Raw genomic sequence first — 14,059 nt, forward strand, 5'->3', positions numbered from 1 at the left:
CAGTCCCTGGCACTGCTGCGCACGCCGACACCGGACGTGGTGTTTTCGTCCGCCGCGCGCGACCCGGACGGGTTTCGGCGAGTCGACGGCGCCACCTGGGGGCGTATCCTCGATGCCGCGATCACCGACTTGGGTTAGGCTAGCGAACAATCGCCAGCGGCCAGCCAGCACCTGGCGGGCCCAGCCAGGGGAGGAGAACAATGTCGAGGCGACTCGTGCCGGCCATGATGAGGGCAGCGGCTGCGGTGGCGGTGATGCATCCCGGGTCGGCACTCGCCGCCGGCGGCTACTTCGCCATGGGGTACGGGCCGATTGCCCGGCAGATGGCCGGCGCGACCACAGCCGTGACCGGCGACGCGTTCGCCGGCGCCAGCAATCCGGGCAAGCTCGTCTTCGAAGGCAACCGGCTCGATGCCGGGCTTGAACTGTTCATGCCGAGCCGGCGTGTCGAACGCACGGGCTCCGGAACGCCCTACGACTTTCATTCCATCAGCCGCAACAGCCTGTTCCTGATTCCGGAAGGGGCCTACGCACGGCAGGTCACCGACCGGTTGGCGTGGGGCGTTACGGTCTACGGCAACGGCGGCCTCAACACGGAGTACGCGGACGACACAGGCATTCCGGGCACCAACGCCAACCCCGCCGCGTGTGGCGATGCGCCAGGCAACTTCCTGCTCGGCTGCGGCAAGCTCGGTTTCGATCTGACACAGCTGGTGGTGGCGCCGACCGTGTCGTGGCGCGTCCATCCGCGACACGGTATAGGCATTGCCCCGCTGATCACGGCCCAGCGCTTCAAGGCGTACGGTCTGCAAGCCTTCGCGCCGCTGTCGGCGTACCCCGGCCGCGTCAGCAATCAGGGCTACGACCTTGCGCTGGGGCTTGGCCTCCGGGTCGGCTGGTACGGCGAGTTCGCGCCGTGGCTGAGCGTCGGCGCGGCCTACGCGACGCGGACCTTCATGCAGGACTTCGACAAGTACAAGGGCCTGTTTGCCGAAGGCAGTTTCGACGTGCCGGAAAACTTCAGTGTCGGCCTGGCGCTGCGCCCCCACGCCGCCTGGCTGATATCGCTCGACGTTCAGCGCATCAACTTCGCCGGCGTCAACGCGCTGGGTAACGGCGTACTCAACAGCCTTGCGGACCCGCTCGGCCGGCCACTTGGCAGCGCCCAGGGCAGCGGCTTCAACTGGCGTGACGCGACCACCTACCGGGCCGGCGTGGCCTATCGCTGGTCGCCACGCCTCACACTGCGCGCAGGCTTCGGTTACGGCAAGCGGCCTAACGACGACGATATCAACTCGGTCAGTTTCAACATGCTGGCGCCAAACCAGCTACGTCAGGTGAGCGCCGGCTTTACGTGGCAGGTCGGCGACCGGCACGAACTGCATGGCTCGGTCGGCCACTTCCTGAGCGAGAAACAACCCTACGCCGGGCCATCCGCCACCGCCGGCCTCGGCATCGGCGGGCGCGAGGAAATCCGCCCGCACGTCGAGATGCTGATGCTCGCCTGGAGCACGCGGTACTAGCGGGCAGTCCGCCCGCCGGGCGGCACCCTCAGCGCGACGCCTCGCTCGGGAACCCGAACAGCCCGCGGTTGCGGATCAGCTCCGCCACCACCGGCGGCACCTGTTTGGCCCAGCCCGGCTCGTTGGCGCGCAGCGCCGGCAACACGGCGCGCCAGTCGATGTCGAGCACGGCGGGATTGACACCCGGCAACGCCAGGATGCGACCCGCTTCGTGCAGGTGGCGATAGATGTGGTGCACGGCGGGGTTCGGGTCGAAATTATCGGCGGTGACGAGTTGCCCGTCCGCCCCGCGGCCGGGATAGACGTACATCCAGGTCTTGTCGCAGAACAGGCGCCCGAAGGCTTCGAGGATGCCGCCTTCGAGGTCGGAGTAGAAATCCGGGTTGAAGATGTCGCGCAGGTTGTCGAGCCGCGCCACGACGCCGATGCGGCCCTGCGTGTAGCGGCGCAGGAACGCGCGCAGGCGGAAGTAGCGCAGGTAGTCCGACACCAGCACGTGGTAGCCGAGCGCGGTCAGCGTGTCCACGCGGGCCAGAAAATCCGCGTTGTCGACCCGGTCGCCGTCCTCCATCACCGTGGCCATGGTCATCTCGGCGACCGGCAGTACGTCTTCCGCGTCGCCGCCAAACGCCGCCAGACCCGCCACGAACATGTCCTCGTGGCGCCGCGTCACCGGGCGGAAGTTCGAGCGCACGGCCAGCACGTCCTTGCGGTGCAGCGCCTCGCCGGGCTGTATGACGTGCCCGTCGGGGTTGAACATCACCGCCCGCGTCAGCCAACTGCGCACGAGGTGCAGGTTCAGCAGGCGGCTTTCGCACAGCGCAAAGGCCGGCCCGCTGAACTCGATCATGTCGATTTCGATGCGGTCCGAGCCGGCCGCGGCGCCGCCGGACAGATCGTCCGCCAGACTCTCGATGAGGCGCTCCGGCGAATCGGCGTGGTTGAAGGCGCCGTAGATCAGGTTCACGCCGAGGATACCGAGCGCCTCCTGCTGGGCGCGGGCGTCGTGATCCAGCATGCGCACGTGCAGCACGATGTCGTGCGGCGGGCCGCCCGGCACGAGCTGCATCCGCACGCCGATCCAGCCGTGGCATTCGCTGCGACGCTTGTAACCCTGTGCGGCGACGGTCGCCGCGTAGGCGAAGAACGTGGTCTCGGACTCACGCCGACCTTCGAGACGCTCGATGAGCAACCCGAATTCGTGCTCCAGCATGCGCCCCAGGCGCGCCCGGCTCACATAGCGCCCACCCGGCGCGCGGCCGTAGATGGCGTCCGAGAAGGTCATGTCGTAGGCCGACATGGTCTTGGCGACCGTGCCGGCCGCGCCGCCGGCGCGAAAGAAATAACGCGCCGTCTCCTGCCCCGCGCCGATCTCGACAATGCTGCCGTACTGCGCCGGGTGCAGGTTGACAGCAAGCGCCTTTTGCAAGGCGCCCGGCGCTTCCATGAGCAGCGCCGGGGTCGCGTGCGAGCCTGGGGGCAGGTCGTCCATGACGGCGTGCGGACTCAGGCGGCGGCCATGAACTGCCGCAGCACGTAGTTCAGGATGCCGCCGTGACGGTAGTACTCGACCTCGATCGGCGTGTCGATGCCGGCCACGACCTCGATGTCGCGCACGCCGGTCGCCGTTTGCGCGCGCAGCGTCAGCACCTGCCCGGGCTTGAGGTCGTCACCGAGCCTCGGCAGCGAGAAGGTCTCCTCGCCGGTCAGGCCCAGCGAGGCCACGCTGTCGCCGTCCTTGAAGCGCAGCGGCAGCACGCCCATGCCGATCAGGTTCGAGCGGTGGATGCGCTCGAAGCTCTCGGCCAGCACCGCCCGCACGCCGAGCAGGAAGGTGCCCTTGGCCGCCCAGTCGCGGGACGAACCGGCGCCGTACAGCTTGCCGGCCAGCACGATCAGCGGCGTGCCGTCCTGCCGGTAGCGCATGGCGGCGTCGTACACGGACAGCTCCTCGCCGGACGGCAGGTACTTCGTCCAGCCGCCTTCCTTGGGGGCGACCAGCGCGTTCTTGAGGCGAATGTTGGCAAACGTGCCGCGCGTCATCACGCGGTCGTTGCCGCGGCGCGAGCCGTAGCTGTTGAAGTCCGCCTTCTGCACGCCGTGCTCGGTCAGATACCGCGCCGCGGGCGAGTTCGCCGCGATGTTGCCGGCCGGCGAGATGTGGTCGGTGGTGACGAAATCGCCGAGCACCAGCAGCGCCCTGGCGGCGGCCAGCGGCGCGATCGGCGCCGGGCGGGCCGGGAAGTTCTCGAAGTACGGCGGGTGTTGGATGTACGTGGAATCGCCACGCCACTTGTAGACGGCCGAGCCGGTGTCGGTGGCGATGGCGTTCCAGTCCGGGTTGCTCTGCGCCACGTTGCCGTATTCCTGCCGGTACAGCGCGGGGTCGCTGGCCGCCGCCATCGCGTCGGCCACCTCGGCGCTCGACGGCCAGATGTCGCGCAGGTACACCGCCTTGCCGTCGCTGCCGGTGCCGATCGGCTCGGCGTCGAAGTCAATGTCCACCCGCCCGGCCAGCGCGTAGGCCACCACCAGCGGCGGCGAGGCCAGGTAGTTGGCACGCGTGTGCGGGCTCACGCGGCCCTCGAAGTTGCGGTTGCCGGACAACACGGCCGCGGCCACCAGGTTGCGGGCGTTGATGGCGTCCACCACCGGCTCGTCGAGCGGGCCCGAGTTGCCGATGCAGGTGGTGCAGCCGTAACCGACGATGTTGAAGCGCAGCGTGTTGAGCGGCCCGAGCAGGCCCGCGCGTTCGAGGTAGGCGTTCACCACCCGCGAGCCGGGCGCAAGGCTGGTCTTCACGTAAGCCGGCACGCGCAGGCCGCGCGCGGCGGCCTTCTTCGCCACCAGGCCCGCGCCGACCATCACCGACGGGTTCGAGGTGTTGGTGCAGGAGGTGATCGCGGCGATGGTCACGGCGCCGTGGCGCAGCGTCTCGCCGGTGCCGGCCACGGGCGCGCTCGCGCCGATCTGATCGGCCGGCACGCCGAAGCCGTCCTTGTCCACCGGCGCCTCCAGCGCGGACAGGAAGCTCTCCTTCACCTTGGACAGTCCCACGCGGTCGTGCGGGCGCTTGGGGCCGGCAAGGCTCGGCTCCACCGTGCTCATGTCGAGTTCGAGCACGGTGGTGAATTCGGGCTCGGCGCTGCCCTCGGTGCGGAACATGCCCTGCGCGCGGTAGTAGCGCTCCACCTCATCCAGCACGTCCGCCGGGCGGCCGGTGTTCTTCAGATACCGGATCGCCTCCGCATCGACCGGGAAGAAGCCGATCGTGGCGCCGTACTCCGGGCCCATGTTGGCGATGGTGGCGCGGTCGGCCAGCGGCAGCACGTCAAGACCCGGCCCGAAGAATTCGACGAACTTCTCGACCACGCCGAACTTGCGCAGCATCTGCACCAGCGTCAGCGTGAGGTCGGTGGCCGTCACGCCGTCCTGCAGCTTGCCGGTCAGGCGCACGCCCACCACCTGCGGCATCTTCAGATAAATCGGCTGGCCCAGCATGCAGGCCTCGGCCTCGATGCCGCCTACACCCCAGCCGACGATGCCGAGGCCGTTGATCATGGTGGTGTGCGAATCGGTACCGACCAGCGAGTCCGGGTACAGCACGCCGTCCTTGCCGCGCAGCACGCCGCGCGCGAAGTGCTCCAGATTCACCTGGTGCACGATGCCGACCGCCGGCGGAATGATGCTCAGCGTCTCGAACGCCGCCTGCCCCCAGCGCAGGAACTCGTAGCGCTCGCGGTTGCGCTCGAATTCGAGCGTGATGTTCTTGGCGAGCGCGTCGGCGCTGCCGGCGAAGTCCACCTGCACCGAGTGGTCGATCACGAGATCCACCGGTACCAGCGGCTCGATCTTCGTCGGATCCTTGCCGGCGGCGGCCATGGCGCTGCGCAGCGCAGCCAAGTCCACCACGCACGGCACGCCGGTGAAGTCCTGCAGGATCACGCGGCCGGGGATGAACGGCACCTCGGCGTCCGGGTCGCCCTTGCCCCATGCCAGCAGCGCGTCCACGTGGTGCGGCTCCAGCGCCGGGTGGTCCTGATGGCGCAATGCCGCCTCCAGCAGCACCTTCACCGAGTACGGCAACCGGCTCGGGTCACCCAGGCCCAGTTCCGCCAGCGCCGGCAGGCTGAAATACGTGGCCGCTTGCCCATTGGCAAGCTCCAGCGTGCGACGGCAGGCGGCAAACTTGGACTGACCCATGACGACTCCTGGTGAACTTAAGAGACGCTGCCGCCGCTTGGACGCGCAGCCAAAACGCGCCGTGGGACTGGCGCGAGCGGGCTAGAATTATAGCCAACCCGACCCACCGCCGGCCCGTGATTTGGCGCCGCAAAATCGGTGCCAGCCGCTCATACGGAGCCCCATGTCCGCCTTTGAACTGACCGCCCTGTCGCCGCTCGACGGCCGCTACCAGGAGAAGACCGTCGCGCTGCGCCCGCTGTGCAGCGAGTTCGGGCTGATCCGCTATCGCCTGCTGGTGGAAACCGCCTGGTTGCGCCTGCTGGCGGCGACGCCCGAGGTCTCCGAACTGCCGCCGTTCAGCGCCGCCGCGCTCGCGCGGCTCGACGCCATCGACGCCGGCTTCGACGAGACCGGCGCGGCGCGCGTGAAGGAACTCGAACGCGCCACCAACCACGACGTGAAGGCGCTCGAATACTTCATCCACGAGCAGTTCGAGGGCGACGCGGAACTGACCGCCGCCCGCGGCTTCGTGCACTTTGCCTGCACGTCCGAGGACATCAACAACCTCGCCTACGCGCTGATGCTGCGCGACACGCGGCAAACCGTGTTGCTGCCGCAGCTCGATGCGGTCATCGGCAAGCTGACCGCGCTCGCGCACGAGGCCGCGGATGCGCCCATGCTGGCGCGCACGCACGGCCAGCCGGCGACGCCGACCACGCTCGGCAAGGAGCTCGCCAACGTGGTGGCGCGCCTGCACCGCCAGCGCGACGGTGTGGCGTGGGTAGAGATTCTCGGCAAATTCAACGGTGCGGTCGGCAATTACAACGCGCACCTTGCGGCCTACCCCGCCGTCGACTGGCCGGCGCTGGCCGAGCGCCTGGTGGCCGGGCTCGGCCTCGCCTTCAACCCGTACACCACGCAGATCGAGCCGCACGACTGGATGGCCGAGCTGTTCGATGCGCTCGCCCGCGCCAACACGGTACTCATCGATCTGTGTCGCGACGTGTGGGGCTACGTGTCCTTCGGCTACTTCCGCCAGCAGGTGGTGGCCGGCGAGGTGGGTTCGTCCACCATGCCGCACAAGGTGAACCCGATCGACTTCGAAAACGCCGAGGGCAACCTGGGGGTGGCGAACGCGCTGCTGGAGCACTTGGCGCGCAAGCTGCCGATCTCGCGCTTTCAGCGCGATCTGACCGACTCCACCGTGCTGCGCAACGTGGGCGTGGCGGCCGGCTACACGCTGCTCGCCTGGCAGTCGCTGCAGAAGGGTCTTGGCAAGCTCAGGGTCGATGCCGCCACGCTGGCGCGCGACCTCGACGCCGCGCACGAGGTGCTGGCCGAGGCCATCCAGACCGCCATGCGCCGCCACGGTGTCGAGAATCCCTACGAGCAGCTCAAGGCGCTGACGCGCGGTCAGGCCATCGACGCCGCGACGCTGGCCGCCTTCATAGACAGCCTGCCGCTGCCGGCGGACGAGAAGCGCCGGCTGGCGACGCTCACGCCGGCCACGTACACCGGCCTTGCCGCGCGCCTGGCGCGGGACATCTGAGCGATGCGCGCCGTTCTCGTTGCCGGCATGGCGGTGCTGCTCACGGCCTGCGCCACCACGCAGGCACCGGCGCCGGTGAGCAGCGCGCCCGCGCCCTGCCCGGCGCCGGTCACCGTGCCCGGCAACGTGGTCGTGCGCCTGTTTGACGGCGTGCTGACGCTGCCGGCCGGTTACGTGTTCGACGGCAATGCGCTCGGCAAGAAAACCCTGTTCCAGGGCGAGTCCGGCGCGCTGCGCCTCGGCCCGCGCTCGGAGCTGAAGACCGGCTACCTCGACTACGCGCGCGCCACGCTGAAGACCCGTGAACTGCGCTGCGGGCTCGAAATTTTGCGCCACGGCACGGACGACCCGCCGCTGTGGCTGCTGCTCGGCAAGACCCACTACGCGCTGATCTACGACCAGAATGCGGCCCGCGTGCCGGCCATCATCGACGGCTACTGCGCGTCGCTGCCACGCGCCGCCCCGCCCTGAGCCGCAACCGCGCCGCGATTTTCACCTGAACGCCACCCCCCACGTGGGTGCATTGACAGCCTCGCCCGGCGATTGCTAGCGTGCCCACGGACTGACTCGGCGCGTGCCGTCGTCCCTGCGCCGACACGGCACCCGGGGGTGGTGGATGGAAGAATCGACCAGGTCGCAGCCGTGGAGCGAAGTGCTCCGCAACGAACGCGCGGCGATTCGCGAACCCGACGGTCAGGCATTGGGCCCGGACCGGCCACTGACCGGCCTTGCCTTCTCCGGCGGCGGCATCCGCAGCGCCACCTTCAACCTCGGCATCATCCAGGCCCTGTCCGAACTGCGCCTGCTGCGGCAGTTCGATTACCTGTCGTGCGTGTCCGGCGGTGGCTATATCGGCGGCTGGCTGTCGGCATTCATTCGCCGCCAGTGCCACGGGCGGGTCGAGGACGCGGAGCCGCAGCTGCGCACCGGCGGGGACGAGGACGCGGCGATCGGATTCCTGCGCAGCTACAGCAATTACCTGACGCCGCGGGCGAGCCTGCTGTCGGCCGACACGCTGAGCGCGGTCGCCACCTTTCTGCGCAACCTGTACCTGAATCTCACGCTGCTGGTGCTCGCGCTCGGCGGGCTGCTGCTGATCCCGCGCCTGCTGCTGTGGTGCGTGCGGCCGACGAGCGGGGTCGACGCGGACGCGCCTGTTGGCCTGCTGTTCGGGCTGGCCGCAGGGCTGGTCGGCCTCGCCATGGGGGTGGCCAGCGTCAATCTTGGCGCCGGGGCCGCCATTACGCGGCCGTTTTATGCGCGCCAGGCGGGCGTGCTCGGCCTGGTGGTGGCGCCGCTGGTGCTGTCGGCGTGGCTGGTTGCGTATGGCCTTTTTGCCGGCGCCGGGTCGCTCGCCGCGCTCGATCCGGTCATCTGGATCGTCATCGGCGCCGTGATTTACCTCGCGCCGTGGGCGGTCGGATGGGTGTTCGGCCGCCGCCTGGCGGGGCAGGCGCGGGAAGCATTTGCACCCGCGCGCCTGCTTGAGATGGCCGCCTACGCGGCACTCGCGGGGGCACTCGGCGGCCTGTTGCTGCTGCTGACCGCAAAGACCGCGGCCGCGCTCGCCGCCTGGGACAGCGGCTACAACGGGGCGTGGATCGCCAGCACGCTGCTCACGGCGCAGGTGCTGCTGGTCTACTCGCTCACCGTGGTCGCCCACGTCGGCCTGATGGGGCGGCGGTTTTCCCACAACACGCGGGAGTGGTGGTCGCGGCTCGGCGGCTGGGTGCTGATCGCCGCCGCCGTGTGGGTGGGGGTGTTCGGCATCGTGTTCCTGGCGCCGGTGGTATTCGCCTGGGCGCCCGGCGCCTGGTCGAGCGCGGGCGGCATCGGCTGGCTGCTGTCGACCGGCGCCGGCATCGTGCTCGGGCGCAGCCCGAAGACCGCCGGCGATCGGCGCGAGACCTGGCGCGACACGCTCGCCAAGCTCACGCCGCACGTCTTCATCATCGGCCTGCTCGGGCTGCTGGCGTGGGCGCTGCACGCGCTGCTGGTACACCCGGCGCTGTGCGCGGGCTGCGTCGACGCCCCACCGGGTGGCGGCCTTGTCGAGGTGCTGCGCCAGGTGGCGGTCCATGACGGGCAGATCGACATCCGCGCCTTGGCGGCGCTTTTCGTCGGCAGCTGGCTGCTCGCCGCTGGGCTCGCCCGGCGCATCGACGTCAACCTGTTCTCGATTTACCACTTCTACCGGCAGCGGCTGGTGCGGTGTTATCTGGGCGCATCCCGCGCCGCCCGGCGCACGCCGCACCCGTTTACCGGCTTTGACCATCGGGACGACCGCCGGCTCGCCTCACTGGCCGAAGGCGTGCCGGGACACCCCCAGTGCCAACGCCCCTACCCCATCCACAACACCGCCATGAACCTGGTGGGCGGCAAGCAGCTCGCCTGGCAGGACCGGCGTGCCGCCGCCTTCGCCTTCACGCCGCTCGCCTGCGGCTACGGCCTCAATCTGCCGGACGCGAACCACACCCGTATCGAGCACTACCGCCCGACGGCGCAGTACATGGATGGCGTGTGGATCGGCTCGGCGATGGCCATCTCGGGCGCCGCCGCCTCGCCCAACATGGGCTACCACAGCTCGCCCGCGCTCACGTTTCTGATGACCGTGTTCAACGTGCGCCTGGGTCACTGGAGCCCGAACCCCGCCAATGACGCCACCTGGACGCAGCACGACCCGCTGTTCGGCGGCGGCTACCTGCTGCGCGAGCTGTTCGGGCAGACGGACCTCGGCTCGCCGTTCGTGTACCTGTCCGACGGCGGCCACTTCGAGAACCTCGGTATCTACGAGCTGGTGCGCCGCCGCTGCGCCTGCATCGTCGCCATCGATGCCGGGCAGGATGCCGACGGCCGGTTCGACGATCTCGGCAACGCGATTCGCAAGTGCTACGCGGACTTCGGCGTCACCATCGACATCGACACCAGCGGCATGAAGCGCGCGTATTTCGCGCTCGGCCGCGTCCACTACCCGGACGCGCCCGCCGCCGATCTGCTCTACATCAAGCCGAACCTGATCGGCGGCGAGCCGGCGGATCTCGCCAACTACCAGGCCGCGCATTCGCAGTTCCCGCACGAGTCGACCGCCGACCAGTGGTTCGACGAGTCGCAGTTCGAGAGCTACCGCAAGCTCGGCCACCACATCGGGCGCAGCGTACTGGCGTCGGCACGCGAGGAAGCCGCGCGACGGGCCGCGGCCGGCGCGGCAAGCGGTCTGCCGCTTCAGGCGATTTGTGAACTGTTGCGCGAACGCCAACCGCGGAGCCCCTGATACCGGTAATTTTTCCACGCCGCGCGGCGCGGCCCAGTCGTACACGGGAGAGCCCCATGCACACAGCAAACCGCTTCGGCCGCTTCGGCGCCTTGCTCATGCTCGCCCTGCTCGGCCTGGGCGCCGCGCTCACACCGCCAGGGGCCCCAGCGCAGGAACCAGCGCAGGAACCAGCGCCCGCGCTCGATACCACTGCGGCGGGCGACGCCACCGCTGCACCGACGCCCAACTACACCGACGCCGGCTTTCACGCCGCCGAGGCCGGCCTGTCGCCCTCCGCCCGCGCCGGGCGGGAGATCTGGTTCAAGGCCACCGCCGGCAACGCCCGCTTTCACACCTACACCTTCCAGCAGCGCGTGACGGCGCTGATCGACTGGTTCCACGTGCTGCGTGGCGATCGCCGCGACGAGCGCTTCAGAACCTGGGGCCTGATCAACGACCCCGGTTGCTGCACGCCGGGGTCGGCCGGCTGCCCGGCGAAAAGCTACGAAGAGACCTACGGCTTCGACTGGTGCCCGGGCGACGATCAGTTGCTGGCCCACGTCGGCAAGCCGGGCTACCGCGACCCGGCCTGCGATTTTGACGACGCCGCGGCCGCCGATGCCGACCCCGAAGGCCACCGCACGGGCCGCGAGGACCGTTGCAACCTCGCCTTCGGCACCTCGACCGGCGCGATCGGCTTTCGCAAGTTTCCGAACCCGCGCTTCGATGCGGCGGCGTGGAAAAAGCTGAACGGCAGCCTCGGCACCTGGGAGGGCTACGACCGGCGCCTGTCCGACGACCCGAAGCGCAGCGACTACCGCATGCGCAAGCTCGCCGACGGCTCGGTCGAGCCGCCGTTTCTGATCGGCACCGCCTGCGCGTCCTGCCACGTCGCGTTCGATCCCGCCAAACCGCCCGCCGACCCAGCACATCCGCAGTGGGAGAACCTCTCCGGCCTGGTCGGCAACCAGTACATCCGCATCTCGGAGATCCTCATCTCCGGCATGCCGCACGACGACCTGCTGTGGCAGACCTTCGCCCACGCCCGGCCCGGCACGTCCGACACCTCGGCCATCCCCAACGACCAGGTGAACAATGCCGGCACCATCAACGCGCTGATCAACACCGCGCAGCGGCCGACCTTTGCCGGTGAGTCCGTGAACCGCTGGCACAAGGTCGCCGCGTGCGCGGCCGGTGCCGCGGAGACAGCCTGCTGGTGCGAGCCCGGCAAGCCCGGCAAGTGCTGGGAGAAGAAAGTCACCACCGAAACCGTGCACCACATCCTGAAGGACGGCAGCGATTCCATCGGCGCGCTCGGCGCCATCCAGCGCGTGTACTTCAACATCGGTTCCTGCGCCGAGCAGTGCTGGCTGAACCACCTGACCGACCTGCGCCAGATGGACCCGAACGGGCGCAACTACGGCCAGACGCCGTTCGACATCGGCCAGTGCCGGCGCGACTGCCCGAACTTTCGCGCCATCGAGGACCGCCTGCCGAACCTGCTCGATTTCTTCCTGACCGCGCCCGAGGGCCAGGCCCGGGATCTGCACCAGGCGCGCGCCAACACCAGCGGCGCGCCCTACGCGCCGGAGAACCTGGTCGCGGATCTCGAACAGGAATTCGGCGCCGGTGCCGTGGCGCGCGGCCAGCAGGTGTTCGCCACCAACTGCGCGCAGTGCCACTCCAGCGGCAAGCCGCCGTTCGAGGCGGTCGACTTCCGCGCGCTCGACGCCGCCACCGGCCTGCGTGCCGACTGGCTCGGCAACGACGTGCCGACGCCGGTCACCGAGATCGGCACCTATCGCTGCCGGGCGCTGCACTCCAACCACCTGCAGGGCCACGTGTGGGAGCAGTTCGCGGATGCCGACTACCACGGCCGCAAGCCCGTGTCCGGCATTCTTGAACCGCACGACGGCGGGCGCGGCTACTACCGCAACGTCTCGCTGCTGAACGCCTGGGCACACGCGCCCTTCCTGCACAACAACGCGGTGGGGCCGGAGCTGTGCGGCTGGGGCGGCGACAAGTCGAACCCGAACGAGCTGTACCGGTCGAGCTACGTCGACGCGAGCCAGCCCGGCCTGCCGCCGCTGGCCGCCGACCGGCAGCCCGCCTGCTGGGCCTACGACCCCTCCGTCGACGGGCGCTTCAAGCTGTACGTCGCCTCGATGCGCGAGCTGCTGACCCCCGCCCAGCGCATCCCGAAGGCCACCAAGGTGGACCAGGACATCGTGCTCGACATCGGCCCGCGCATCTTCGACGGCACCGAGGAAAAGCGCCTGGTCGGCTTCACCGTGCGCGTGCCGGCCGGGGCCACCGCCGGCAACGTCGGCAACTTCCGCCACAAGGCGTTCATCGTCGACCTGGTGCAGGCCAAGCTCGATCCGGCGGCGCTCGAAAAACGCCTCGCGGGAGTCGTCCCTGCGGATCAGGCAAAACAGCTCGCGGCCGAGATGCAGACCGTCGGCAAGGCCATCGTGGCCGACCCCGACCGGCTGGTGGAGGTGGTCAAGGAAGCCCGCGCCCGCACGCCGGCGCTGTGGCAGGTGTACTCGTCCTGCACCGCCGAGATCGAGAACGACGGCCACCGCTTCGGCGAGGACCTGTCCGACACCGACAAGAACGCGCTGATCGCGTTCCTCGCGACCCTGTAAGGAGGCCGCCATGAAAACGCCGCACCTGCTGCTCGTCATCGCCGCCGCACTGACCTTGTCCGGCTGCGACCGCCTCGGCGATCTGTTCGCCAAGAAGCCCGACATCGCCTACGCGCCCTACGGCGAGGGCTACGCCGCCAAGCCGGATCTCGCCCACGTGGAGTACGCGCACCCCATCCCGGCGGCGGAACTCGCCAAGGTCACGCCGCGGTATCTCGCCGGGCTCGATCAGGAACAACTCGATCAGCTCTACGCGCGCCTCGCCTCGGGGCCGATCCCGGACGGCGCTTTTGAAGGCGAGATCGTGTTCCCGCGCGGCAGCTCGGGGCGGCTGCGCGTGGCCGAGATCGTCGGCGGCTTCAAGGGGCTCGCCGTCGACTTCAAGGGCAAGACGCTGGAGACGCTCGGCGAGGCGCTGTGGAAGGGCAAGGTGTTCTACCGCGACCAGAAGGTGCTGCGTAACCGCATCCAGGACCTGGCCGTGCTGCGCCCGGTGATCGGCGCGGGCGACATCGCCAGGATCGACGTCGACGGCAAGGACGCCTGGCTGCTGTTCCCGGCCAAGCTGTACTGCGGGCAGAGCCTGATCGACTCGCGCCGCGAGTCCATCATCATCGACTACGCCTTCACCGACGAGCTGCCCGGCTACCGCGAGCGGCCGGACTTTCTCGCCGGCCGGCGGGGCCTGCGCGTGCGGGACGAGATCCGCATGATCCGCCCCGGCCTGTACCTCGGCCGCGCCTACATGGACCACGCGTTCGGGTTGAACTTTGTGCTCCACAACAAGGCGCTCGACAAGGCCGGGCGGGCGGACTTCCTGGCCGGCAAGGTCACCGACGACTGCTGGCAGGGCACGCAGACGCGGGTGGCGGCCGCCCGCTAGCTCGTGAAGCGCGCC

8 protein-coding genes are annotated in these 14,059 nt (G+C 69.5%); 6 read left to right on the top strand and 2 right to left on the bottom strand.

Annotation, left to right across the window (positions count from 1 at the left end; all coding sequences use genetic code 11):
- Positions 1 to 200: 200 nt before the first annotated feature.
- A complete protein-coding gene (locus AB7F93_RS12760; RefSeq protein WP_428303295.1) occupies positions 201 to 1,523 on the top strand; it encodes an OmpP1/FadL family transporter in 1,323 nt (440 codons plus the stop codon).
- 28 nt (positions 1,524 to 1,551) lie between these two features.
- On the opposite strand, the gene AB7F93_RS12765 is transcribed toward AB7F93_RS12760, so the two are convergent.
- Together AB7F93_RS12765 and acnA are read right to left on the bottom strand one after the other, a co-directional pair.
- Complete coding sequence (locus AB7F93_RS12765) at positions 1,552 to 3,015, bottom strand: TonB-dependent receptor (RefSeq protein WP_428303296.1); 1,464 nt, start codon at positions 3,013 to 3,015, stop codon at positions 1,552 to 1,554.
- Positions 3,016 to 3,029: 14 nt separating this feature from the next.
- A complete protein-coding gene (gene acnA / locus AB7F93_RS12770) occupies positions 3,030 to 5,726 on the bottom strand; it encodes an aconitate hydratase AcnA (RefSeq protein ID WP_428303297.1) in 2,697 nt (898 codons plus the stop codon).
- A 163-nt stretch (positions 5,727 to 5,889) separates the two neighbouring features.
- Here acnA and purB point away from each other — a divergent pair, with 163 nt between their 5' ends.
- The 5 genes from purB (at position 5,890) to AB7F93_RS12795 (ending at position 14,044) form a co-directional block, all read left to right on the top strand.
- On the top strand, positions 5,890 to 7,257 hold the full coding sequence (purB, locus tag AB7F93_RS12775; RefSeq protein WP_428303298.1) for an adenylosuccinate lyase: 1,368 nt from the start codon (positions 5,890 to 5,892) through the stop codon (positions 7,255 to 7,257).
- Between the two features lie 3 nt (positions 7,258 to 7,260).
- A complete protein-coding gene (locus tag AB7F93_RS12780) occupies positions 7,261 to 7,728 on the top strand; it encodes a hypothetical protein (protein WP_428303299.1) in 468 nt (155 codons plus the stop codon).
- Between the two features lie 181 nt (positions 7,729 to 7,909).
- Positions 7,910 to 10,528 (top strand): hypothetical protein, encoded by a 2,619-nt coding sequence (locus AB7F93_RS12785; RefSeq protein WP_428303300.1) that lies wholly within the window; start codon positions 7,910 to 7,912, stop codon positions 10,526 to 10,528.
- 56 nt (positions 10,529 to 10,584) lie between these two features.
- Entirely contained in the window at positions 10,585 to 13,161 is a 2,577-nt protein-coding gene (locus AB7F93_RS12790; protein ID WP_428303301.1) for a cytochrome c, read from the top strand.
- 10 nt (positions 13,162 to 13,171) lie between these two features.
- On the top strand, positions 13,172 to 14,044 hold the full coding sequence (locus AB7F93_RS12795; protein ID WP_428303302.1) for a hypothetical protein: 873 nt from the start codon (positions 13,172 to 13,174) through the stop codon (positions 14,042 to 14,044).
- The last annotated feature ends 15 nt before the right edge of the window (positions 14,045 to 14,059 follow it).

This window comes from Immundisolibacter sp., from assembly GCF_050250495.1.
Classification (GTDB): Bacteria; Pseudomonadota; Gammaproteobacteria; order Immundisolibacterales; family Immundisolibacteraceae; genus Immundisolibacter.